The organism is Mariniphaga sediminis (assembly GCF_003573545.1).
Classification (GTDB): Bacteria; Bacteroidota; Bacteroidia; order Bacteroidales; family Prolixibacteraceae; genus Mariniphaga; species Mariniphaga sediminis.
The window spans coordinates 99717-124903 of sequence record NZ_QWET01000002.1 but is presented as its reverse complement, the minus strand read 5'-3'; the positions used below and the strand labels follow the sequence as shown (position 1 = coordinate 124903).

15 protein-coding genes are annotated in these 25187 nt (G+C 44.8%); 10 read left to right on the top strand and 5 right to left on the bottom strand.

Annotated elements, in window-relative coordinates:
* Nucleotides 1-24 precede the first annotated feature (24 nt).
* The 3 genes from D1164_RS02850 to D1164_RS02840 are packed head-to-tail and all read right to left on the bottom strand — an operon-like array spanning nucleotide 25 to nucleotide 3374.
* Complete coding sequence (locus D1164_RS02850; RefSeq protein WP_119348435.1) at nucleotides 25-1425, bottom strand: Gfo/Idh/MocA family protein; 1401 nt, start codon at nucleotides 1423-1425, stop codon at nucleotides 25-27.
* Between the two features lie 57 nt (nucleotides 1426-1482).
* Nucleotides 1483-2340, bottom strand: coding sequence for an SDR family oxidoreductase (locus D1164_RS02845; RefSeq protein ID WP_241558245.1), 858 nt, complete (start codon nucleotides 2338-2340; stop codon nucleotides 1483-1485).
* Nucleotides 2337-3374: a substrate-binding domain-containing protein gene (locus D1164_RS02840; protein WP_262707158.1), complete on the bottom strand. Its 1038-nt coding sequence runs from the start codon at nucleotides 3372-3374 to the stop codon at nucleotides 2337-2339. The genes D1164_RS02845 and D1164_RS02840 overlap by 4 nt, the downstream gene beginning before the upstream one ends.
* Before the next feature lie 301 nt (nucleotides 3375-3675).
* Between D1164_RS02840 and D1164_RS02835 the strand changes: the two genes are divergently transcribed.
* From D1164_RS02835 to D1164_RS02825, 3 genes are all read left to right on the top strand, one after another.
* A complete protein-coding gene (locus tag D1164_RS02835) occupies nucleotides 3676-5874 on the top strand; it encodes a peptidase domain-containing ABC transporter (RefSeq protein ID WP_119348432.1) in 2199 nt (732 codons plus the stop codon).
* 93 nt (nucleotides 5875-5967) lie between these two features.
* On the top strand, nucleotides 5968-7278 hold the full coding sequence (locus D1164_RS02830; RefSeq protein ID WP_119348431.1) for an HlyD family secretion protein: 1311 nt from the start codon (nucleotides 5968-5970) through the stop codon (nucleotides 7276-7278).
* 263 nt (nucleotides 7279-7541) lie between these two features.
* Nucleotides 7542-8423 carry a tetratricopeptide repeat protein gene (locus D1164_RS02825; protein WP_119348430.1) on the top strand — a complete coding sequence of 294 codons (882 nt, stop codon included), beginning with the start codon at nucleotides 7542-7544 and terminating at the stop codon, nucleotides 8421-8423.
* 72 nt (nucleotides 8424-8495) lie between these two features.
* Here the strand turns inward: D1164_RS02825 and nhaC are convergent, their stop codons facing one another.
* A complete protein-coding gene (nhaC, locus tag D1164_RS02820; protein WP_119348429.1) occupies nucleotides 8496-9962 on the bottom strand; it encodes a Na+/H+ antiporter NhaC in 1467 nt (488 codons plus the stop codon).
* 310 nt (nucleotides 9963-10272) lie between these two features.
* Here nhaC and D1164_RS02815 point away from each other — a divergent pair, with 310 nt between their 5' ends.
* Complete coding sequence (locus D1164_RS02815; RefSeq protein ID WP_119348428.1) at nucleotides 10273-15318, top strand: hypothetical protein; 5046 nt, start codon at nucleotides 10273-10275, stop codon at nucleotides 15316-15318.
* Between the two features lie 33 nt (nucleotides 15319-15351).
* On the opposite strand, the gene D1164_RS02810 is transcribed toward D1164_RS02815, so the two are convergent.
* Nucleotides 15352-16047 carry a hypothetical protein gene (locus tag D1164_RS02810; RefSeq protein ID WP_119348427.1) on the bottom strand — a complete coding sequence of 232 codons (696 nt, stop codon included), beginning with the start codon at nucleotides 16045-16047 and terminating at the stop codon, nucleotides 15352-15354.
* Between the two features lie 256 nt (nucleotides 16048-16303).
* Between D1164_RS02810 and D1164_RS02805 the strand changes: the two genes are divergently transcribed.
* The 6 genes from D1164_RS02805 to D1164_RS02780 all read left to right on the top strand — a co-directional run bounded on the left by D1164_RS02805 (nucleotide 16304) and on the right by D1164_RS02780 (nucleotide 25185).
* Nucleotides 16304-17293 (top strand): GntR family transcriptional regulator, encoded by a 990-nt coding sequence (locus D1164_RS02805; protein ID WP_119348426.1) that lies wholly within the window; start codon nucleotides 16304-16306, stop codon nucleotides 17291-17293.
* 2 nt (nucleotides 17294-17295) lie between these two features.
* Nucleotides 17296-18570 carry an MFS transporter gene (locus D1164_RS02800; protein WP_119348425.1) on the top strand — a complete coding sequence of 425 codons (1275 nt, stop codon included), beginning with the start codon at nucleotides 17296-17298 and terminating at the stop codon, nucleotides 18568-18570.
* Nucleotides 18571-18576: 6 nt separating this feature from the next.
* Entirely contained in the window at nucleotides 18577-19743 is a 1167-nt protein-coding gene (locus D1164_RS02795) for a uroporphyrinogen decarboxylase family protein (RefSeq protein ID WP_119348424.1), read from the top strand.
* An 11-nt stretch (nucleotides 19744-19754) separates the two neighbouring features.
* The gene (locus D1164_RS02790; RefSeq protein WP_119348423.1) at nucleotides 19755-21173 is read left to right on the top strand and encodes a Gfo/Idh/MocA family protein; all 1419 of its coding nucleotides are present in this window, start codon (nucleotides 19755-19757) and stop codon (nucleotides 21171-21173) included.
* Nucleotides 21174-21358: 185 nt separating this feature from the next.
* Nucleotides 21359-22192, top strand: coding sequence for an HAD family hydrolase (locus D1164_RS02785; protein WP_172594320.1), 834 nt, complete (start codon nucleotides 21359-21361; stop codon nucleotides 22190-22192).
* A gap of 179 nt (nucleotides 22193-22371) precedes the next feature.
* Nucleotides 22372-25185 (top strand): M16 family metallopeptidase, encoded by a 2814-nt coding sequence (locus tag D1164_RS02780; protein ID WP_119348421.1) that lies wholly within the window; start codon nucleotides 22372-22374, stop codon nucleotides 25183-25185.
* The last annotated feature ends 2 nt before the right edge of the window (nucleotides 25186-25187 follow it).

Below are 25187 nucleotides of genomic sequence, written 5' to 3'. Positions count from 1 at the left end.
GGCACAAAAATGACCCCTCACTGTTTATGCTCCCCTTGTTGGGTGAGGTTTGATATCTGTCAGCTCTTCAATTTTTACCGGACGCTGTTGGTCGATGGACTTGCGTGCTGCGATTCCAATCAGGCACGACATGGCGCCGTCACGTGTTCCGGCCGAATGTTTATACGGATCAGCCATATTGGGATCACGGAAGATTTTGTCTTGCAAACGCTGGTCACCTCCTCCATGGCCGCCCTTGGAAGCTTCAACCTTAACCATTTGATAGTCGGGGTCGAAGTTTTTCATAACAAAGATCTCATCGTATCGTACTTCGCCTTTCCCGCTTTGGTTCATTTCGGCAGCATGGAGCTGCGACTGGTTGATTTTATCCTGCCTGCGCCATGGAATGTCTTCCCACGACTCAATACGACCGTCTTTTCCGTTGAATGAAATGCGCCACCCTTCGTAGGGAGAGTAAGTTGTAAGTGAGTAATTTACGACAACATTGTTGGCGTATTTGATTTGAGCCGACATTTTATCGAAGATGTCAATGTCTTCGCGCCACAAACAATTGTCGCGAATGTATCCGTCGTATTTTTCGTTCTTCACATAAAGATCCATGGAATGTTTGTCCTTGGTAATGTCCCAGTAGTAATCGCATTTATCGGTGTAGGCACAGTTCCGGCAATTGGCTCCCCTGAAGGGATGGTTTTTTCCGTAATGTTCCAGAGCACCATAAGCGGTTACCTCCACCGGGTCGGAATCGATAAGCCAGTTTAGCAAATCGAAGTGGTGGGTGGACTTGTGTACGAACAAACTCCCGCCTTTGTCGCGTTCACCATGCCAGCGTCTGAAGTAAGATGCTCCATGATAAATATTCAGGTACCAGTTGAAATCGACCGAAGTGATTTCACCTACCGGCTTTTTGGCAAGTTGTTCCTTAATGGCAGTAAAAAGGGTTCCGTAACGGTAATTGAATCCTACGGTACACTTTCTGCCGGTCCGTTTTTCTGCATCGATGATGACCTGACATTTATTTTCGTCCGTGGTCATTGGTTTTTCTGTCAGTACATCTACGCCCAGTTCCATGGCCCTGACAATGTATTCGTGGTGGGTTGCATCTACTGTCGTAACAATCACCAAATCCGGTTTGGTTTCCAACACCATTTTGTCGAAGTCAGAATAAACAGGGCATTTAACTCCCATGTATTTTTTTGCAAATTCAAGCCTTCCGGGATTGATGTCACACAATCCTACAAATTCAACAATGTCACTGTAGTTATCAACAATTCGTTTGCCCCAGAAACCGACACCGCGGATGCCTGTACCTACAAGGACTACTCTTTTTTTAGAACCGGCGGAAACAGCAGCTCCTACCGGGCTCGAAAGCATAGAAACACCGGCAGTTGCACCGGCGGTTGTGGTTAGAAAATCTCTTCGTTTCATAGTATAATTTTTTAAGTTTCGAGTTCGAAGTTTAAAGCAAAGGTTTACAGGTAATGATTATACTCCTCCAAATGCGCTGTAACCGCCGTCAACAGGGATCACAATACCGGTAATAAAACTTGAAATATCTGAAAGCAGGAATAACGTAGCCCCTTGCAGATCTTCCGGTTCTCCAAATTTGCCCATAGGCGTATTGTCCACAATCTTTTGTCCGCGCGGAGAATAGTTGCCGGTTTTCTCGTCCATTACAAGGAAGCGGTTTTGATGGGTGATAAAAAAGCCAGGAGCAATGGCATTTACCCTAATGCCCACTTTGGCAAGGTGAACAGCCAGCCATTCAGTAAAATTATTGACAGAGGATTTGGCTGCCGAATAGGCCGGAATTTTTGTGAGCGGCTTGTACGAATTCATGGAAGAAATGTTTAGCACCACCCCTTTTTTAAGTTTTAACATATCCTGGGTGAAAACCATGGTTGGAAGAACGGTTCCTTTAAAGTTGAGTGCAAAAACTTTGTCGAATCCTTCCATTTGCAGTCCGTAAAAAGTATCTGCGAGGTTGTCGATGTCCTTTTCCTGCATTTGTTCCACTTTGGTAGTGGCCTGCGGGCTGTTTCCACCTGCGCCGTTAACCAGGATGTCGATTTCTCCCAGTTGCTCGTTAATGATAGCTTTGGCCTGTTCCAGTGATTCCTTGTCGAGCACATTGGCAGCAACACCAATCACCTGTGTGCCGGTTTCAGCTGCTATTTCCCCAGCTACTTTATCCGCTACTTCTTTGTTAATATCGGCAATGGCAATTTTTATTCCCACCGAGGCCATGGCTTTTACCATGGCACTTCCTAACACTCCGGCTCCGCCGGTAATTACGCATACTTTCCCTTTCAGATCGTCAAATGACATTGGCTTCATCATCATATTTCTTTTTTAAATTCTTTGTAATAATCTACGTTCTCTTTGGTTACGATGTCGATGGAGGTGTAGTTTTTATCGGAAGTAATCCTTTTTTGCACTACATGTCGGAATAGTTTGTTGATGGCATTGTATCCTTGCTCTTCAGGGCGCTGGCAGATTAAAAACTGAACGATATCTTTTTTCAGATATCCGACATTTTCTTTCAGAAGGTCGTGTCCAATTACCTTCAAATCATGCATTCCATATTTTTCAATTAATTGCCCCACATAAAAAACTTTTGAGTTGGTAACAAATATCCCTCTGATATTTTTTTTCTGAATGGTTTTGACTACCGGGTCCATCCAGTTTTCATTATTCGTGTCGGGCACCTCGGTTGTAAACAGCTGATGCATGTCCCTTTTGTTTTTGGAATACCAGTCGTAAAAACCCTTTTCCCGCTGCACCAGGTGGTTTTGGTTGTCCATCTCTTTGGCAAAATGAATAACCAGCACATTGCCTTCAGGAAGGATGAGGTCGAGTAATTTCCCGGATACCAGTCCGCTTTGGTAAGAGTTTTGACCGATGTATCCCACCTGACCGGCATTTTTTATTTCCGAGTCAATAAATACGAACGGGATGTTCAACTCCTTCAGTTTGTTAATAAATATCCCCGACTCTTTTTTGAAAAACGGGGCGAAAATAATCCCGTCGGGATTTAGGTCGATAACCTTTTGTGCACTTTCAACAAAATTTTTTGATTCGGTTTGACTAAAAGTAAAAGGTTGAACCTGAATTCCGTACTGCCGAAGTTCGGCGATGCGCTTTTTAACCCCCACCACCGGTTTTGTCCAGTAACCTTCCGGAGAAGGCGGCTCAGGAAACAGGGTGGCAAACAACGCCGATTTTTTCGATGCCAGGGTGCTGGCTAATATATTGGGCTTGTAGTCCAGTTCTTTTACAATTTGTAAAATTTTATTTTTAGTTTCTTCAGCCACTTCACCCCGGTTGTGCAACACCCGATCAACCGTACCGATGGAAACCTTCGCTTTTTCGGCAATGTCTTTTATCCTTATTTGTTTATTCGTTTCTATAATTACTTAATTTTAAATGTATTAATGAATTTCATTAACGTACCGGGATACAAATCTAAAGAAAATTTCAAATTTTTCGTGTTCGTACACGGAAAAAATAAAAACAAAATGTTTTGGAACATTGCTTTATGTTTTTATAAACGTAGTTTTGGTCTTGCATTTTACAATAATCCCGAAACCTACAAGAGGCTGGCTTTTAAACGAAATCCGGAAATGAATCATTCGTTCTTTCTAAATTTTTTCTATCTTTCGCCTTCAAAACGTAGCTATGCCAAAATTCCCGCATTACCTGCAACCCGATGCTATGGACTGCGGCCCGACGTGCCTTCGGATCGTAGCAAAATATTTTGGGAAGCATTATAATCTGGAAACACTGCGGGAACTTACCTGGAAAACACGTGAAGGGGTGTCGCTGCTCACGATCAGTGATGCTGCTGAAAAAATCGGATTTCGTACCCAAGGGGTGCGCATCACGTTCGACCGGCTGATTGAAATCCCGCTTCCTGCTATAATCCACTGGAAGCAGAATCATTTTGTGGTTTTATATAAGATTAAGAAGAGGGGGAGCAAGTTTGAAATTTATATTTCGGATCCTGCACACGGATTATTAAAATATACACAGGAAGAGTTTTTAAAATTGTGGGGTTCTACGCAGCAAAACAATGAACCTGCAGGTATTGTCCTTTTGATGGAACCCACTTCTGATTTTTACGTGGAAGAGGGAGAAAAGGTAAATAAAACCGGTTTTGGTTATCTTTTTTCATACCTCAAACCCTATAAAAAGCTCATTACCCAGTTGTTGCTCGGATTTCTTACAGGTAGTATTCTGAGCCTTATCTTTCCATTTCTTACACAGGCCATTGTGGATGTGGGTATCTCTACCAACAACCTTAATTTTATTGTGTTGGTACTTATTGCGCAGTTGGTTTTAACCGTAAGTCAGACAGCGGTGGGGTTCATCCGAAGTTGGATTATGCTCCACACAAGCGCCCGGGTGAGTATTTCGCTTATTTCCGATTTTCTTATTAAGCTGATGAAACTGCCCATCCGCTTTTTCGATACCAAACTTATCGGCGACCTTCGCCAGCGCATCGAAGATAATCAGCGTATTCAGAACTTTCTTACCGGAAACCTTATCAGCATGTCGTTCGGCATCTTTATTTTTGTTATTTACAGTTTTGTAATGGCTTACTACGACTGGATTATTCTGTTGATTTTCTATGTTGGTAGTGGTTTTTATGTGCTGTGGATTCTCATGTTTCTGAAAAAACGAAAGGAAATAGATTATAAACGGTTTAATGTGGCATCGGCCAATCAAAGTAATGTTTACCAGTTGATTACCGGAATGCAGGAGATTAAACTGAACAACTGCGAAAAACAAAAACGGTGGGAGTGGGAACGTATACAGGCCAGCCTTTTCCGGGTTAGCGTACGTGGGCTGATGCTGAACCAAAACCAGCAGGCAGGGTCCATTTTTATCAATCAGGTAAAAAACATTCTTATTTCATTCATCGCTGCCAAGGGGGTGGTTGAAGGGAATATGACCCTGGGGATGATGATGGCCATACAATATATTATTGGTCAACTGAATGCTCCTCTCAATGAATTTATCAGTTTTATCCAGGCTGGGCAGGATGCTAAAATTAGTCTGGAACGGCTGGGTGAGATTCATCAGCGTGAAGACGAAGAAGACAAGGATGTGCCGAAAAATTATGAGTTGCCTGTACGAAAAGACCTTTCCGTTACGGGAGTAGCTTTTCATTACGAAGGCCCCAAATCACCGAGAGTGCTGAATGATATTAATCTGGTTATTCCGGAAAATAAAGTAACGGCCATTGTGGGCGCCAGCGGTAGCGGAAAAACGACTCTCATCAAACTGATGCTTGGATTTTATCCTCCTTACGAAGGTAAAATTGAAATCGGAGGCATCGGACTGCAGCAGTTCAATATGGAAATGTGGCGCAGCAACTGCGGGGTGGTTATGCAGGACGGCTTTATTTTTTCCGATACCATTGCCAATAATATTGCTGTGGCCGACGACTTTCCCGACCGGGAGAAATTACGCCGTGCCGTGGAAGTTGCCAATATTGGCGAGTATATCGAAAGCCTTCCTCTGCGGTACAATACTAAAATAGGGCAGGAGGGTACCGGTTTGAGTCAGGGGCAGAAACAGCGGATTTTAATTGCCCGCGCTGTGTACAAAGATCCGCGCTACCTCTTTTTCGACGAAGCAACCAATTCTCTCGATGCCAATAACGAAAAAGTGATTATGGAAAATCTGGCCGGTTTTTTTGAAGGCCGTACTGTCATTACCGTTGCACACCGGCTGAGTACTGTGAAAAATGCCGATCGCATCGTAGTGATCGATAAAGGGGAGATTGTGGAAACAGGTACTCACAGCGAGCTGGCTGCCAAAAAAGGTGCGTATTACGAACTGGTAAAAAACCAGCTGGAATTGGGGAATTGAGAAATTGAATTATTATGGAAAAGAATTGCCTGGCAATTGAAAAAATAAAATATTAACAGAGTCGTGGTTTTAACTATTTAACAGTGTGAAAATTTGCCGATTAATAATGAAATAGAACTCCGTTCCGACGAGGTGCAGGAAATACTGGGAACTCCGCCACGATGGATTATCCGTTGGGGAATTACCATCATATTACTGGTGGTGATCGTTTTACTTGCAGGAAGCTACTTTTACAAGTATCCTGATCTGATTCCCGCCCGCGTGACCATCCTTTCTGAAAATCCGCCGGTGCAGATTGTGGCAAAAGCCAATGGCAAACTTGACCAGCTTTTTGTAGAAAACAATCAGCAGGTAGTTAGCGGGGAAATACTGGGCGTTATTGAAAATACAGCCAATTACAGTGATGCTTACCGGTTACTGGAAAAGCTTGACACTATTGAAACGTGGTTCCACACTCCAAAAAAATTTAATGAAATTTCTTTTTCTGAGAATTACAGCCTCGGACAGTATCACTCTTATTTTTCTTCGTTTGTGAGCCAGTTACGAAGCTACCAGACTTCCCTTATATTTAATCCTTTCAACCAGCGTATTGAATCGTTGCAAAAGCAGGTGCGGGATTACCGGAACTTTTTCGAAAAATCACGGGATCAGATTGTGGTACTCCGGCAGGATTATGAGCTGGCATTTAATCAGTTTTATCGCGATTCAACACTTTACAGGCAACAGATAATGTCGGAGGTTGACTATGAAAGATCAAAGGCTGCCATGTTGAAACAAAAATATGCCTGGCAGAATGCCCAGGCGGCTCTTGCCAATACGCAGATTACAATGAACAACTTGACCCAGCAGATCCAGGAACAAGAGGTTTTGAGAGCCGAAACAGAAAGTCAGTTGCTGGCTGCATTGAAAGAAAAGTACGACAACCTTGTCAATGAACTTGCTGCGTGGGAACAAACTTTTATCCTGAAAACACCCATTGCAGGACAGGTCACTTTTACCAATTTCTGGAGTCCCAACCAGTATATTTCTTTAGGGAATGTAGTGTTTACTGTTGTGCCCAATCAGGAACAGACTATCATCGGGAGGGCGATTGTGCCCATTGCCGGCGCCGGTAAAATTGAAACGGGGCAACGTGTAAATATCAAACTCGATAATTATCCGCATATTGAATATGGTATTGTTTCCGGACAAGTAGTAAATATTTCGAAAGTGCCTGTAACCACGGAGGAAGGAGCTTTTTATACTGCGGAGATTTCACTGGTCAACGACCTGACAACAAACTACGACCGTGAGCTTCCGTTTAGCCAGGAAATGCAGGGGGTAGCTGAGATTGTTACGAAGGACCGCCGGCTTATCGAACGGTTGATTGATCCACTAATTTCTATAGTGAAGGAGCGGTTGTGATTGTGTAAAGATGCTGCTTTGTATTCTGTTACTTATTAAAATCTGTCTTTTATTAAAGTTGCCTGGGGAAGTATTGTGTTGTGTTTATGATGCGCTGTTGGCTCTTCCGGTTTACTGCGTTTCACACAAGCCATTGCTTTTTTTGAGATCCATTCAGGGTTGGAGATATTTCACTTGGCACCCATGACTTTTTATGTGAATTTATTTTGGGGAAGATAAAACGGCAAATTATTTTAGCTTTGCCGCCCTAAACATCAGAAAACATGAAGACGGGTAATTTTTTGCTGATACTTTTTATTCAGATTACAATTGGTTGCGGAACATCGAAAAACCTGACATCTTACAGGGAAAATGCACAAAATGCAGAGGCCGCAGGTAATTATGCAGAGGCTGTTGTAGCATGGAAAAACTATTTCAGTCAGTCTTCGCCGGAACAAGGTTTGGAAGGCGATGTGTATGCTCTGGCTGCCAAAACTGCTTATAAAGCCAGTGAGACAGAATTGGCTGTCAGTTGGTTTGACCAGGCCCGGTATCGCAATTATGCCGATGCTGAAATGTATTCGATACTGGCCGAAATTTTCAGGGAACAGAATAATCTTTCAAAAGAACTTTCGGCATTGGAGTTTTTGGCGGATAATTACGATACAAAAAATCCGGAGGTGAGCAGCCGCCTGTTTTCAATTTATTATGAAACGGACATGGGAATGAAGGCATTGGATGTATGGGAGAAAATGCCGACAGAGACGAGAAGCACTGAGGAAAATCTTGAAAAGTGGTTTCTGTTAAATAAAAAGCTGAACAATGAAGAAGTATGCGATTCGGTAAGTCTCGTTTTGTTGGGACAAAATCCGGATAATATAGAAGCCCTTGACTGGAATGCCAAAAAGATTTACAACCAGACGGAAGAACACTATCAGCGGGAGATGGCAAAATATGAAAAGAATAAGACCCGGCGTCAGTACAGGCTTCTTTTAGATGAGTTGGACAAGGTAACTGCCGATTTTAAAAAAGCGCTGGAATATTTTGAAAAACTTTGGGAACTGGATTCAGGCTCCCGGCGCGAATACGCCAGTTATATGGCCAATATTTATGTCAGGTTCAACGAGGAACAGAAAGCAGTGTATTACCGGCGTTTTGCAGAATGACGGGTTTTTGAAGATTTGTTCAGCTGTTCTTTTCGGAGAGAAATGGATATGATTTGAAACGCAATGTGCGGTTTAGTCTACTTTTACATCCGGCACTGCAGAGGTTGTTTCCCCCTTTATAATCCTTCTGATTTTTACATTCAGGAAAGCAAACAAAATAGTCATGATGGGGCTAATCAGGTTAAAAAAAGCATAAGGCGCATAAGCGAAGGTATCCACTCCCAAAACCCTTGACTGGGTAGCCCCGCATGTGTTCCAGGGGATCAGTACAGAGGTCATTGTTCCGCTGTCTTCGAGCGTCCGGCTCAGTACTTCGGGTTTTAATCCTTTTTCTTCGAATGTTTTACGGTACATCCGGCCGGGCACTACAATGGAAATATACTGGTCGGAAGCTGTGATATTAAAAAAGATGCAGGTCCCCACAGTAGATGCCACCAGGCTTCCGGTACTTTTTGCATATTTTACAATTGGCTGTGTAATACGACGCAGCAGGCCTGCAGATTCCATCACACCCCCGAATACCATAGCCGACAGAATAAGCCAGACGGTATCAAGCATTCCCCGCATGCCCGAAGTGCTCAGCAGTTCGTTCACATCCTGGTTGGAGGTAGTGACTGATATATTGCCAAACATGGCCTGCATTACAGAAATGTAGGATGCCTTGAGGTAATCTTCAGCAACGCCGGAAACTTCCCTGATTATTTCGGGTTGAAATAGAATGGCAAAAATGCCTCCGAGAAGTGTTCCTGCCAGCAATGACGGCAGGGGTGGAACTTTCAGAATGATGATAGTAATCAAAATAACCGGCACAAGAAACAGCAGGGGGTTGGTGTTAAAAGTACCGTCGATAGTTGCCTTTACCGTTTCAATATTTCCCAGGGCGCTGGTGTAGTCACTACTGAGCCCGATGGCAAGGAAAATAATCAGGGTCAGGGTCATCGAAGGAACGGTCGTGTAAAACATGTATTTTATGTGGGTGAACAAATCGGTTCCGGCCATGGCAGGAGCCAGGTTGGTTGTGTCGCTCAGGGGAGAAATTTTATCGCCAAAATATGCTCCGCTAATGATAGCCCCTGCCACCACTGCTTCGTTTATTCCCAGTGCTTTGCCAATTCCCAGTAATGCCACACCAATGGTGGCAATGGTAGACCACGAACTGCCGGTGCCCACACTTACAATGGAGCTCACCACCACAGCCGTGAACAGGAACATTTTAGGGCTAATGATGTCCAGCCCGTAATATATCATGGCGGGAACCACGCCACTAATCATCCATGTTCCGGCAAGTGAACCAATCAGCAATAGAATTAAAATGGAAGGCATTGCCGAACCAATGGTGCTTACAATTTTTTCCCTGATTTTATTCCACGAAACTCCCAGCCGGATAGAAATAATTCCTGCCAGGGAAGCAGCCAGCAACAGGGCAATCTGGTTGGAGCCTGACAATGTATCGTCAAACAGGATTACATTGGAAGTTAACAGGACAATCAGTATCAGGATAGGAAAAATCGCTGTAAACAGGCTTGCTTCACGCTTCATTCAAAAACAGTTGTTCAGTTAATTGTTGCAATGTAATGGATTCTCTGCAATATCTGATTATACAATCTTTATAAAGTCAGTTAAGTAAGGTAATATTTCAACTATCCGGACTAAAGAGAAATTTCTTTTGGAGAATATTGACAGGGTTTTGAGGTCTCGTTATACCGACAAAAAATGAGATAGTTACAGGCCTGGATTTTATTTTTCTGAAGTAAATACAACATTAGGAAAAAATCATTTACCCAAATTAAAACAAAAAAATAATTAATTGTTTCTATTTTCGTTTTGGTTTTATTGAAGGTTTGTATGTATGAAACGAATGTATCTGAAAATCATATTTTTCATTTATTTCCTGACTTGTTTTGAACTTTCCTTGATTGCACAGAGAAGCAACGGTCTTACCGTAGAAGGAACGGTAAGTGTGGAGGAAGGTTCGGTGGAGGGAGCAGTGATTCAAATGTACCGGGACGGACGCCGTCTTGATAATTATGGAATCGGCCCCAACGGAAACTACCGGGTGGAATTGAATTACAGTCATGAATTTACCCTTGTTTTTTCCAGGGATGGAAATTTCCCGCAAAAGATCGTGGTCAATACGAATGTTCCGCGTGAGGTATTACTCTCAGATCCGCTTTTCCCGCCGTTTCCGGTAAATATCAAATTGTTTACGGAAATCCCCGGCATCGATCGCACTTTCTCCGAAAACACAGTGATGAAAATTTACTACAGTAAACAGGTGGATAATTTTATTTCTGATCTGTATTACAATGAAGCGCAGATTAAACACCTGATCGATCAGGCCATTCTGCAATCTCAGCGGATTGGAAAGGAAGCCGATTTCCTGGCGAACCTTACCAAGGCAGAGTTGGCAGAACTCAGAAAAGAGTACGATCAATTGATAAAAGAGGCAGAAGTTGAATATCAAAAAGAGGAATTTCTTTCAGCGTTGGACGGTTACAAGGCAGCCAGTAAGATTTTTCCCAAAGAACAATATCCGAAAGATCGCATTGCCGAAATCAACGATTTACTTGGTTTGCTAATGGTGGCCGAAGAGATGCAAACGGCGCTGGCTGAAAGGTTGGAGAAATTAATAGGCCGGGCCGATGCATTATATGCTGAAAAAAAATATTCCGAAGCCCGCAATGCCTACCGGAGAGCTTTGTCTGTGGATCCTGCAAACCGCCATGCGCAACAAAGAGTAGAAGAGATCAATGCCATTATCAAACAGCAACAGGCAGAACAGGAATATCAAAATTTGATTGCACAGGCCGACAATTCGTTTAAAGAGTTGCTCTATGTTGATGCAAAGAATGCGTATGAACAGGCATTGCAACTGAGAGAAAATGAAGCGTACCCAAGACAAAAAATCAGTGAGATAAATGATATTCTGGCAAAGCAGTCAGAAAATGCCGAAAAACTGAAAAGTTATGAGGAATCCATTTTTCAGGCGGAGGTGAATTTCGAAAAGCAGTTCTACGAACGGGCCATTTCCTTTTATGAAAATGCACTGACATACAAACCGGGTGACAATGTTGCCACGCAAAGGATTCAGGAGATTAAGGACTTGATGAACGAGCTGGCTAACCGTACGTTGTATGATCGGCGGATAAAAACAGCCGACCGGGCATTTCAACGGAAACAATATCCGGAGGCGCTGGCCGAATATGAACACGCAACTGAATTGTTACCTTCTGAAGAATATCCACAGAAACAAATAGAGAGAATAAATGAAATTTTTGCTGAAGAAGCCCGGTTGAAGGCTGAAGCAGAGGCTGCAGAACTCGCTCGTCTCGAAGCTGAAAAATTGGCACTCGAAGAAAAGTATAAGCAAACCATTGATGAAGCGGATCGCCTTGCTGAAAACGATGAGTTGGTGGCTGCAGTCGGGAAATTCAGGGAGGCGCTCGATGTAAAACCTCAGGAGCAATATCCCATTACGCGGATTGAGGAAATCAGGGGAATGATCAGCAGCAGGCAAGCCGCACAGGAAACTTATGATGCAGCTATCGCCCGCGCAGACCGGGATTTCCAGCGTGAAGCATTTGATGAGGCGAAAGCCGGTTACACCACCGCACAGCAGGCCAAACCGTCAGAAACCTACCCGTCGGAACAGCTGGCTAAAATCGACAGCATTGTGGAAACCCGCGCCCGTCTGGCTGCCGAAGCCGAAGCCGCAGAACTCGCACGTCTCGAAGCTGAAAAACTGGCACTCGAAGAAAAGTATAAGCAAACCATTGATGAAGCAGATCGCCTTGCTGAAAACGATGAGTTGGTGGCAGCAGTCGGGAAATTCAGGGAGGCGCTCGATGTAAAACCTCAGGAGCAATATCCCATTACGCGGATTGAGGAAATCAGGGGAATGATCAGCAGCAGGCAAGCCGCACAGGAATCTTATGATGCAGCTATCGCCCGCGCAGACCGGGATTTCCAGCGTGAAGCATTTGATGAGGCGAAAGCCGGTTACACCGCCGCACAGCAGGCCAAGCCGTTAGAAACCTACCCATCGGAACAGCTGGCTAAAATCGACAGCATTGTGGAAACCCGCGCCCGTCTGGCTGCGGAAGCAGCAGCTGCAGAACAAGCTAAACTTGCCGCATTGCAGGCAGAAAAAGACCGGCAGTACACTGTTGCCGTTTCCCGTGGCGACAGCCTGTTCACCCTGAAAGAATACGAACCTTCACGGACAGCTTACCAGTCGGCATTGCAGGTAAAACCGGAAGAGACCTACCCGCAGCAACGTATTGATGAGATTGACCAGATAGTGGTCCAATTGGCTAGCGCGCAGGCAGCTTATGATGCAGCTATCGCCCGTGCAGACCGGGACTTCCAGCGCGAAGCATTTGATGAGGCAAAAGCCGGTTACACCACCGCACAGCAGGCCAAGCCGTCAGAAACCTACCCATCGGAACAGCTGGCTAAAATCGACAGCATTGTGGAAACCCGTGCCCGTCTGACTGCCGAAGCCGAAGCCGCAGAGCAGGCTCGCCTGGCTGCGTTGCAGGCAGAAAAAGACCGGCAGTACACTGTTGCCGTTTCCCGTGGTGACAGCCTGTTCACCCTGAAAGAATACGAACCTTCACGAACTGCTTACCAGTCGGCATTGCAGGTGAAACCGGAAGAAACTTATCCACAACAACGTGTTGATGAGATTGACCAGATAGTGGCCCAACTGGCTGGTGCGCAGGAAGCTTATGATGCTGCCATCGCCCGCGCCGACCGGGACTTCCAGCGCGAAGCATTTGATGAGGCAAAAGCCGGATACACCACCGCACAGCAGGCCAAACCGTCAGAAACTTACCCGTCGGAGCAGCTGGCTAAAATCGACAGCATTGTGGAAACCCGTGCCCGTCTGGCAGCCGAAGCCGAGGCCGCAGAGCAGGCCCGCCTGGCTGCTTTACAGGCAGAAAAAGACCGGCAGTACAGAGTGGCCGTTTCCCGTGGCGACAGCCTGTTCACCCTGAAAGAATACGAACCTTCACGGACAGCTTACCAGTCGGCATTGCAGGTAAAGCCGGAAGAAACCTACCCACAACAACGGATTGATGAGATTGACCAGATAGTGGCCCAATTGGCTAGCGCACAGGAAGCTTATGATGCAGCCATCACTCGTGCAGACCGGGATTTCCAGCGTGAAGCATTTGATGAGGCAAAAGCCGGATACACCGCCGCACAGCAGGCCAAGCCATCAGAAACTTACCCGTCGGAACAACTGGCCAAAATCGACAGCATTGTGGAAACCCGCGCCCGTCTGGCTGCCGAAGCCGAGGCCGCAGAGCAGGCCCGCCTTGCTGCGTTGCAGGCAGAAAAAGACCGGCAGTACACAGTGGCCGTTTCCCGTGGCGACAGCCTGTTCTCCCTGAACGAATACGAACCTTCACGGACAGCTTACCAGTCGGCATTGCAGGTAAAGCCGGAAGAGACCTACCCACAACAACGGATTGATGAGATTGACCAGATAGTGGCCCAATTGGCTAGCGCGCAGGAAGCTTATGATGCGGCCATCACTCGTGCAGATCGGGAATTCCAACGTGAAGCATTTGATGAGGCAAAAGCCGGATACACCGCCGCACAGCAGGCCAAACCGTCAGAAACTTACCCGTCGGAACAGCTGGCTAAAATCGACAGCATTGTGGAAACCCGTGCCCGTCTGACGGCCGAAGCCGAGGCCGCAGAGCAGGCCCGCCTGGCTGCTTTACAGGCAGAAAAAGACCGGCAGTACAGTGTGGCTGTTTCCCGTGGCGACAGCCTGTTCTCCCTGAAAGAATACGAACCTTCACGAAATGCTTACCAGTCGGCCTTACAGGTGAAACAGGAAGAGGCCTACCCGCAGCAACGGATAGATGAGATTAGAGATATTTTGCAGCAAATGGAGTTGGCCCAACAGGAGCAGGATCGAATAAACAGGGAATATCAAAATGCTATTCGTTTGGCTGATCAACAGTTCAATGCACGAAATTACAGCGAGTCGCGGATAAATTATTCGAAAGCATTGGAAATGAAAGAAGAAGATTATCCGCGAGAGAAGATTGCTGAAATAGATCGTATCCTGGAACAGCAAAAGCTGGATGAAGAATACCGGACTATTGTTTTGGCAGCCGACGGGCATTTCCGCACGGAGGCGTGGAGTGAAGCAAAATCGGAATACGAAAAGGCGCTGGGTTTAAAACCGAATGAAAGCTATCCACGAAGTCAAATTGAGAAAATTGATAATCTTTTGATGCAGCAGCAGGAACGTGCGCTGGCAGAGCAACGCGCGGCAGAAGATATGGAACGGCGGCAAGCTGAAATTGAGCAGCGCCGTCAGCAAATGAGTGAACGGCAGGAAATGAGCGATGCAGGATTGGATCAGTTGTATAATGAATACATTTCCCTGGCAGACGGATTTTTTGATAACAAGCGTTACAATGTTTCCCGTGCCTGGTATTACAAGGCCTGGGATGTAAAACCGGAAGAAGCATATCCTCCTCAAAGGATAGCCGAAATTAACAAACTGGTGGGCGGATTACTGCTAAGTCAGCGCGACCGCGATTACCAAAGTTTTGTGGATCTGGCAGACTCTACGTTCCGAGCAAATCAATTGGCGGTTTCCCGCGGCTGGTATAACCGTGCGCTTTCAGTTAAACCCAATGAAGGTTATCCGAAAGAACAGCTACAGGCCATTGCCAACCTGATTGCCGAACGAATGGCCGGTCGTTCAGGAGAACAGTTCAACAGTCATATACAGAAAGCAACAGCAGCTTTTGAGAATGGAAATTACAACGTTGCCCGCTTTTGGTACAAAAAGGCTTTGGAATTACGGCCCGATGATGAGACCGCAAAAGAGGGGCTTCTGAAGATTGAAAATGAACTTAAGTAAGATACAGAAGAAGTTCCTGCGAGGTTCATTTTTCTACATCCATTTAAGAATCTGGGTTTTGATACATTTTAACAGGTCTGTATTGAGGTGGTCGGAATAAATCCGGATAATATCCTCCACAAACCCGTCAATAATAAATCCTCCCATGGCAGCGTCAAAAAGCAGGCAGTTGCTGTTGTTTCGAACGTTTTGGAACAATTCCTCAAATTTTAGTAATTCAAGGCGTTTGGGTACCTTGATGTACCCTTCGTTTTTTTCATTCTTATCGGAGTAGAGCCCATCGTCTGTACTTTTCAGTAAGAAGCATTTGTTTACTGTGACCACAGCCTCGTTTTCAAGGTCTACCTTTCGTGAGAACCTGACTCCCTGATTGATATAACATTGCTGCAACATTCCCACGTGTTGGTAATCAGGAAAATTGCGAATGCGAATAGCAGGTACCCGGTGATTTTTTAAAAGAAATATTGCACTGGCTACATTCACCTTGTTTTTAGCACAGATGTCAATGTTTTGAGTTAATCTGAGCGCTTCCTCAAGGGTGTAATACCTCTCGGTAAACAGGAAGAGAGAGTTGGGCTTTGGCTTGTCAGGAATCCGTCCATAGTAACCGGAGTAGGGGTGGTCGGCCTCGGCTACCGTGGTATGATCCAGTACACTGCCCGTGAATTTTGCCAGGGATTCCTTTTTTGTGATCGACCCGCAAACTTTTAATGTTTTTCCCGGTTTCATGGCTTTTTTTATTTATTGAACAGAAGTTTATCGATTTTACCTGTTTTATGCACAAAAAGTTACGATAAATGGCAACAGAAAAGCATGTTTTAGAAAAGGTCATTGAGCCTTCTTTTTTTAGTTTAAAATCATTCTAAATTATAAGTATATGTTTTTTTAAATCTATTAAATTCATATACTTGAAAAGTATAACAGGGTAGCACAGTTTATTTTTTGTAGTATAGATTTGGCTTCCCTTTATCAACCTGATAACTATATGAACCGACAATTTGGGACACCGTCGAAATCAGACAGGATAGTAGCTGAAATCATTGATCAAATTCGGGAAGGTAGTCTGGCAAAAGGACAGGCAATACCAAGCATTAATGCTGCCTCTGAAAGATACAATGTTGCACGGAAAACGGTTGTCCGGGCCTACCAAAAGCTTGCCGATCAGGGGTTTATTGAATCGCATCACCGAAGAGGCTTCTTTGTGGTTGACCGACAACCGAATGCAAAGCTCAAAGTGTTATTGCTTTTGCATAGTTTTGAAGCTCATTTTGAAATACTCTACAATGAATTCCGGAAACAGGTAGAAGGGTTGTGTGAGATCGAAATTTATTTTCATCACTATAATCCGAAAATTCTTGAATTGATTATCAGCCGAAATATTTCGGACTATGATATGTATATTATTTCTTCTTTTAATCATCCTAAAGTTTCGAATATAATTGGCCGGATACCGGCAGGTAAAGTTTTGATTATTTCCCGAAACGACCGGTTAGGGAATAAATACAATACGATTGTCCAGGATTTTTTTGAGGGCACTTATCAGTCGTTATGCTCAGCAAAAGAACAGATTGCAAAATACAGAAATGTGCAATTAAGTTTTCCGGAAAAAGGGGGACATCCGGAAACTCTAAAAAATGCGTTTTTGCAGTTTTGCAATGATTTTTCCGTTCCGCATAAAATAGTGAATTCACTGGAGAACAAGGAAATCGGGAAAGGAGATGCTTTTTTGGTCATCGACGATTCCGACCTGGTGAAACTACTCAAGGTTTGTAAAATAAGAGGTTGGGAACCAGGCCGCGATGTGGGGGTTCTTTCGTATAACGAAACCCCTCTGAAAGAAGTCATCAGAAACGGAATTACTGTTATCTCCTGCAACTTTGGGGAAATGGCGGCTGAGATGGCAGCTTTTATAAAGAACCGGATCTCCGTTCAAAAAATAATACCGATAAAATTGATAAAACGAAATTCTTTTTAGAAATGCAGACATCAAACAAAAAAACCAACTTTCGCTGGGTAATTGTCACCCTTTTATTTTACTCCACTACTATCGTTTATTTCGACCGGGTTATCCTGGGAATCCTGGCTCCTTTCATTACGGAAGAAATCGGATGGAGCGAACAGGAATATGGGTATGTGGTTTTTGCTTTTCAGTTAACGTATGCGATCGGGCCCCTGTTTATTGGCTACGTCATTGACCGCTTAGGAACCCGTTGGGGATTTTCGCTGGCGGTGATAGTGTGGGCATTTTTCAGTTTGTCACACGCTGCTGCGCGCAGTTGGCTGGGGTTTGCCATCGCACGTTTGGGACTGGGAATCGGGCAGTCGGCGAATTTCCCGGCAAGTATTAAAACCGTTGCAGAATGGTTCCCGCAAAAGGAAAGAGCATATGCCACAGGTGTTTTTAACGGAGGATCCAATATTGGACAGGTGGCGGCACCGCTACTTATTCCTGTTGTGCTTTATTTTTTTACTTCGTGGAGGTATGTATTTGTGTTGTCATTGGTATTAAGCGCTGTCTGGCTGGTGTTATGGCTGATATTTTTTAAATCGCCCCGGGAAAGCCGGTTTGTCAATGACGCAGAGCGGGAATATATCCGAAGTGACAGCGGCGATCTGGAAAAAGTGAAAGTACCGTGGAAGAAGCTGGTGAAATACCGCCAAACCTGGGTGGTTGCATTGGGCAAACTGTTTGCTGACCCCGTGTGGTATTTTTACCTTTTTTGGGGAGCGAAGTTTTTAAATGCCCGGTTCGGTGTGGAATTAAAAGGTTTGGCTTTGCCATTAATAGTCATTTATGTTTTGGCTTGGGGGGGCGGGATGGCAGGTGGCGCTGTGTCCTCGTTTCTGCTGAAAAAGGGGAAATCTCCCAATTTCGCCCGGAAAATAACGATGGTCGGGACGGCCTTACTGGTTTTGCCGGTAATGATAGTTCCTTTTGTCGATTCGCTTCCGGTTTGTGTGGGGCTGATTGCCCTTGCTGCCGCTGCCCACAACTCATGGTCGGCCAATATTTTTACCATCGCTTCCGACCTGTTCCCAAAAAAAATTGTCGGTTCGGTTATCGGGTTTTCTACCACGGTGAGCTCCATTGCGGCCATGGGAACGGCTTTGCTTATCGGTTATGCTTTAAATGAATCGGGTGTCGACGGCTATGTGTTTCCGTTTGTAATTGCTGCATTTGGCTATCTCGTCGGAATACTGGTTATCCATTTGTTATCGCCTGGAATGAAACCTGTTTCAATCAACAAATAATTAATTATGAATTCAAGAGAACGGATTTTTAAAGCGCTGAATCATGAGGAACCGGATCGGGTTCCCTATGATTTGGCAAGTTCAACCTGGACAGGAATTACCAACACAGCATATCAGAATCTGCGGAAATTTTTGGGAATGGAGCCCGAAGAGCCGGTTTGGTCCGATGTGATTCAGCAGATTGTGATTCCTTCCGAAGAAATATTAGACCGGTTGAATGTGGATGTGCGCGGGGTTTTCCCGTTGACAAGCCACAACTGGGACGTCTGGGCAAAATTGAAAGACAAGGGCGATTTTTGGGAATATTTTGATGAATGGGGATTTACCCACCGGTTCCCCAAAAACGGCTTTTGGTTTTCCCTGGTAAAAAGTCCGATGGACGAAAGTGATTTTTCAGAAAGTGATATTGTCGGAAAATACCCCTGGCCTAATGCCGGAGATAAGCAACGTTTTGCCGGGCTGCGCAAAAAAGCAATTGAGTACCGGAATAGCGATAAAGTGGTTTTTACGAAAGGGCTGTGTGCCGGGTTGTTTGAAATGCATCAGCGCGTGAGGGGAATGGAGAATGCCATGCTCGATGCGTTTATGTTTCCGGAGAATTCGGATAAACTGATCGGAAAACTGGCTGATTTGAAGATTGAGTTTTGGGATGCGTTGTTAGACGAGGCCGGGGATGTGGTTGATATTATTGGCGAAGGCGACGATTACGGTACACAGCAATCGCAATTGATCGATCCGGAGCATTTCAGAGCGTATTACAAACCTCATTTTATGCGGGTGCTGGACTTTATTAAGAAGAAAAGTCCTCATCTGAAAATCATGTTTCATTCCTGCGGAAATGTGCGCCCCATTCTTCCCGACTTAATTGAAATGGGTGTGGATATATTGAATCCCGTTCACGTTAGAGCCAATGGAATGGAACCGGTACAACTAAAAAAAGATTTTGGCAAAGACCTTGTTTTTTGGGGCGGGGGAGTAGATACGCAAAACGTTTTGCCAAATGGTACGCCACAAAATGTGAAGGATGACGTAAAACGAAATATTGAAGTGCTGGCGCCTGGCGGAGGTTTTGTATTTAATACGGTACATAACATTCAGGCCGAGGTGCCCCCCGAAAACATTATGGCAATGTGGGAAGCGTTGCAGGAGTTTGGAAAATATTCGTATGCTTAAATTGATTAATTATGGAACGAAGAAAATTTATTCAAAAAACGGCAAAGGGTGCAATGGCTTTGGGCGCCGCACCACTTATTTTTTCGAATTCAAACTGGAAGGGTGCCAACGACCGGGTGAACGTGGCAGTTATCGGTATCCGGGGAATGGGGCAGTCACACATCCGGGAATACCAAAATTTAAAGAATGTTGAAGTGGCCGCTTTGTGCGATGTAGATGAAAATCTTTTTGCCGGGCGTGTAAAAGAATATTATACCGATAAAGGTTTGCGAAAGCCAACGCTTTATAACGACATGCGCAGGCTTTTTGAAGATAAATCAATCGATGCGGTCTCGGTAGTCACACCGAACCACTGGCATGCCCTGGCCGGAATCTGGGCTCTTCAGGCCGGGAAACATGCCAGTATCGAAAAGCCATCGTGCCATACCATTGAAGAAGGGCAAAAGCTGGTGGAAGCAGCAAAAAGATATAACCTCGTTGTTCAGGACGGAGCGGAGCAGCGCAGTAATCCGGGCGCCCAATCAGCGGTTCAGTTTATGCGCGATGGCAAGCTGGGAGAGGTTTACCTGGCGAAAGGAGTGTGCTACAAATGGCGCGATTCAATTGGCAGGTACCCGGATGGTTATATGGCAGAGGGCGAGAAATATGCCAGCACAGTGAATAGTACCTCCTGGATTGAGCCGTTTACAAAAGAGTACATGGAGAAAGTGAATTACGATATGTGGCTGGGACCGGCGCCCAAACGGCCTTTTAACCGTAACCGTTTTCATTATAACTGGCACTGGAACTGGGACTATGGAAACGGAGACCTGGGAAACCAGGGTGTTCACGAGATGGATATTGCCCGTTGGGGATTGGGGGTGAAAATTCCTACAAGGGTGAGTGCCATGGGAGGACACCTTCTTTTTGACGATGCCCAGGAGACCCCAAATGTATTGATGGCGGTATTTGAATTTCCCAATCCGGAAGGTGGAGGAGATAAAAAGAAAGTGATGCAGTTTGAAGTGAGGCACTGGATGACCAACCCGGAAGGAAATAATCTGGGGTCGGGCGAGAGTTTGAAAAACACCTATATGACCAGTTCTTCCAACGTGATAGGCAATATTTTTTATGGCTCGGAAGGTTACATGCTGAAGGATGTATCAGGCTGGCAAACTTTTATGGGAAAAGAGAGAGAGCCCGGTGCTTCCGGTGCGGGCGAGGGGAACCACTATCAGAATTTTGTGGATGCCATCAGGGCAGACGATCCGGGGTTGCTGACAGCGCCTATTGAAGAGGGCTTTTACTCCTGTGCGTTAATTCACCTTGCTAACATTTCTCACCGGCTGGGGCGTACCTTGAATATCGATCCGGTAACTTTCAGTGTTATAAATGACGAGGAGGCCAACCGGATGTTTTCGAAAGAGTACAGGAAACCTTATATGCTGTAAGAGAAAATAGTGTAATGTCCTGCCAGTACCCGGAATCTTTTCTGCGAAGTTGCAGAAGATTTGAATACAGGTAATGCGGTGGAATATTTATTTTTTGTTCTGACTGAACAAGGTATTTTATGACCTGGGGGCAGTTCGGAGAAAAAAAGTATTCAATAAAAAGCATTATTTTTGGGCTTATGGACATGAAAAATATAAAATTGGTAGCAACCGATCTCGACGGTACTTTTTTGAAAGACGACCGTTCAGTGAGTCAGGAAAATTTGAGGGCGCTGCACCTGCTGGGGAAAAAGCAGATTGTTAGGGTGGTGGCCACCGGCAGAAACTTGCGGAAAGTTACCGAGGTGATTGCCCGCGATGTGCCGTTCGACTATATTGTTTACTCTTCGGGAGCCGGTATTTTCGACTGGAAAAAACAGGAGCACATTTTCCATCAAAATATCGGACAGGAAACCGCCAGCCACCTCGTCGAATATTTCAGGCAAAAGGATTACAACTTTTATGCTTTTGCTCCCGCCCCCGAAAATCATCGGTTGTGGTATCACAAAGGCACGCAGGATTGCGAAGAATTCAACCGCTATTTTTCATTTCATAATTCATTTTCGGAACCACTGCCTGAAAATGGAAAGTGGGAAAGCGGGCTTTGCCAGTTTATGCTGATTATTCCGGAAGACGATTCCATTTTTGAACAAGTAAAAAATGAAATTGAGGGACAACACAATGAAATCAGGGTAATCCGTTCTTCTTCGCCTGTTACCAAAGGGTACATTTGGGTGGAAGTTTTTCACCGGGAGGTTTCAAAAGGAAATGGGGTGAAACATGTTTGCAATTTGCTTCATATCCATCCCGGCGAAACATTCGGTATTGGAAACGATTATAATGATCTCGATTTGCTGGATTTTACAGCACATTCGTTCCTTACAGAGAATGCACCAGAACAAATTAAAAGCCGGTTTCATGCTGTCCCTTCCAACGAAGACGATGCCTTTGCCCACGCTGTTCAACCCTTACTGGAATAATTTGTTGTAATATTTACCGGAATTTGACTACCTATTTTGAAATGTAGTATTTATGTTATGAAACGTGCCGTGAGTGAAGTTTTTTCATGCAGTATTATTTTAAGAATGTCAGGTTCCTATGCTGCATGTACAAGCCAAACAGGCATGTTTTATTATTGTAAATCAACAATTATAAAAGCATGAAGAATATATTAGTTGTAACTTTCTTAGCGTTTTCTTTGCTCTCGGGTGCACAACAGGATTTTGATTTGAATGACCCGATCCCCATTGATTCAAGAATTTCAAAAGGTGTTTTGGAGAATGGACTGACATATTATGTGCGGGCCAACAGTGAACCCCGGAACAGGGCCGAATTGATGCTGGTGGTGCGGGCCGGCTCCATCGATGAGGATGATGACCAGAAAGGACTGGCGCATTTTGCCGAGCACATGGCATTTAATGGTACCGAGAATTTTCCCAAAAATGAACTGATAAAATATTTTGAGTCGATTGGGATGGAATTCGGTCCGGAAATTAATGCCTACACCAGCTTTGACGAAACCGTTTACATGCTGAAAGTTCCGCTCGATTCGGCACTTTACATGGAAAAAGGGTTACAGGTACTGTACGACTGGGCCTGCCAGGTAACCGATTCCGATGAGGAAATTGAGAAGGAACGCGGAGTGATTCGTGAAGAGTTACGCGGCGGACGAAATGCCAACTTTCGTATGCAACAGGAGTGGCTTCCTGTATTCCTGCACAATTCGAAATATGCCAACAGGCTTCCGATTGGCGAAGTGGATATCATTGAAAATGCACCTCCCAAAGCCTTGCGTCGTTTCCGGAATGATTGGTACCGTCCCGGTTTGCAGGCAGTTATTGTTGTGGGCGATTTCGATCAGGATGTGATGGTAGAAAAGGTAAAAGCGAAGTTTTCACAAATACCGGTAGCCGATAATCTGCGCGAAAAAGAGTTTTTTGGAATTCCGCCACATAAAGAAACGTTGGTAAGCATTGCTACTGACAAGGAAGCGCAGTACCCGGTAGCGTATGTTTTTTACAAACATCCGCTGGAAAAAGCGAAAACGATCGGAGATTACCGGAAATCCATTTTGCACAGTCTGTATAATTCGATGATTAATAGTCGCCTGTCGGAAAAAACACAGGAAGCTGAGCCACCGTTTATCATCGGCCAGTCGTCTTTCTCCGAACTGTTTGGGCCGGTAAGTGTCTATCAATCGGTGGCGGTTTGCAATAACGGAAAAATTGAAGAAGGCCTGGAGGCCGTTTTGCTGGAAAATGAGCGGGTGAAAAAATTTGGTTTTACCCAAACTGAACTTGAACGGCAGAAAACAGCCTTGTTAAACTATATTGAGAAAGCATACAATGAGCGCGATAAGCAAAAATCTATTGGTTATGCGGGAGAGTATAAGCGCAATTTTTTGATGACGGAAGAGCCCATTCCGGGAATTGAAAGAGAGTTTGAATATTTTAAAACTTTTTTACCCGGCATTTCGCTGGATGAAGTGAACCAACTGGCGGAGAAATGGGTGATCGGAGAAAACCGGGTTGTTGTGATTACCGCCCCTGAGATTGAAGGGGTAAAGGTACCTTCCAAAGAGGAGGTGCTTGCCTTGCTTCAGGAAGTGGAGCAGTCCGAAATAGAACTGTATGAAGATGTTGTTTCCGATGTTCCGCTGGTAGCAGAGGAACCCTGGCCAAGTTCTGTGGTTGAAAAAAAGAACCTGGAAAAGGTAGAGGCAGTAGAATGGACGTTGCAAAACGGGGCAAAAGTTATCATCAAAACCACTGATTTTAAAGAAGACGAAATTTTGTTTAGCGCCTGGAGCCCGGGAGGAACTTCCCTTTACGGACAAAAAGACGATGTGTCAGCCGATTTTGCTGCCACCATTATGGCAATGAGCGGAATTGCCGGTTTCGATAAAATTACACTCAATAAAATGTTGTCCGATAAAGTTTTTAATCTGTCGCCCTATATTTCTCAACTGCGTGAAGGTTTCAGCGGGAATTCTTCCGTGAAGGATTTGGAGACGCTTTTGCAGGTAGTTTACCTGTACTTTACCGAACCACGCTTTGACGAAACGAGCTACCAGGCTTACATGACCCGTCTGAATGGTGTATTACAAAATAAAGCTGCCTCGCCCGAAGCAGTATTTCAGGATACCTTAAAATCGGTAATGGCCAATTATCATAAGCGTGCCCGGCCAATGTCTGTTGACCTGCTTGATGAGGCCGACCTGCAACGTATGAAAGCAATTGGGCAGGAGCGTTTTCGTAATGCTGCCGATTTTAATTTCTTTTTTGTAGGAAATATTGACACAGCTACGTTGAGGCCGCTGGTAGAAAAATATATTGGAGGGATTCCCTATTTCGATGAAAAGGAGAATTGGAAAGATCTTGGGATTGAAGCGCCTCAGGGTGTTGTGAAAAAGACAGTTAAAAGAGGGCAGGAAGATAAAAGTATTCAATACATTGTGTTTCATGGAGATTTTGAGTATTCATCCGCAAATGCCATTGAATTGGATGCTTTGGGCCGGATTCTTTCGACCCGCCTGCTGGAAGTTATCCGTGAAGATAAAAGTAGCGTGTACAGTATTAGTGCAAGGCCCTCTTCTTCGAAATATCCCGATGAAGAATACACCGTTTCTATTCGCTATGGAACCGATCCTCAAAAACTGGAAGAGCTGGAGGAAGCTGTTTTTGACGAGATTAAAGATTTTATTCAGCATGGTCCCAGTGAGGAAGAGTTGGCAAAAGCCAAAGAAAAGATGTTGCGTGAACGTGAAATTGCTTTGCGTGAAAACGGTTTCTGGCTGTCTGTCCTGAGTAACACCTATTACCTGAAGGAAGGTGATTTCTCCGGGTTTGGAACGTACAATGATTTGGTCAACAGTCTTACGATAGAATCCATGCAAAAAGCATTTAAAAAGTATTTCGATTTTGAAAATTATATAAGTGTTGCGCTGGAACCGGCAGAAGCGAGCGAGAACTAAAG

Bases quoted from the DNA above. Each gene is read 5' to 3' on its own strand.
- D1164_RS02850 (WP_119348435.1), bottom strand. From the start codon at position 1,425: ATGAAACGAAGAGATTTTCTAACCACAACCGCCGGTGCAACTGCCGGT.
- D1164_RS02845 (WP_241558245.1), bottom strand. From the start codon at position 2,340: ATGATGATGAAGCCAATGTCATTTGACGATCTGAAAGGGAAAGTATGC.
- D1164_RS02835 (WP_119348432.1), top strand. From the start codon at position 3,676: ATGCCAAAATTCCCGCATTACCTGCAACCCGATGCTATGGACTGCGGC.
- D1164_RS02825 (WP_119348430.1), top strand. From the start codon at position 7,542: ATGAAGACGGGTAATTTTTTGCTGATACTTTTTATTCAGATTACAATT.
- nhaC (WP_119348429.1), bottom strand. From the start codon at position 9,962: ATGAAGCGTGAAGCAAGCCTGTTTACAGCGATTTTTCCTATCCTGATA.
- D1164_RS02815 (WP_119348428.1), top strand. From the start codon at position 10,273: ATGAAACGAATGTATCTGAAAATCATATTTTTCATTTATTTCCTGACT.
- D1164_RS02810 (WP_119348427.1), bottom strand. From the start codon at position 16,047: ATGAAACCGGGAAAAACATTAAAAGTTTGCGGGTCGATCACAAAAAAG.
- D1164_RS02805 (WP_119348426.1), top strand. From the start codon at position 16,304: ATGAACCGACAATTTGGGACACCGTCGAAATCAGACAGGATAGTAGCT.
- D1164_RS02800 (WP_119348425.1), top strand. From the start codon at position 17,296: ATGCAGACATCAAACAAAAAAACCAACTTTCGCTGGGTAATTGTCACC.
- D1164_RS02795 (WP_119348424.1), top strand. From the start codon at position 18,577: ATGAATTCAAGAGAACGGATTTTTAAAGCGCTGAATCATGAGGAACCG.
- D1164_RS02790 (WP_119348423.1), top strand. From the start codon at position 19,755: ATGGAACGAAGAAAATTTATTCAAAAAACGGCAAAGGGTGCAATGGCT.
- D1164_RS02785 (WP_172594320.1), top strand. From the start codon at position 21,359: ATGAAAAATATAAAATTGGTAGCAACCGATCTCGACGGTACTTTTTTG.
- D1164_RS02780 (WP_119348421.1), top strand. From the start codon at position 22,372: ATGAAGAATATATTAGTTGTAACTTTCTTAGCGTTTTCTTTGCTCTCG.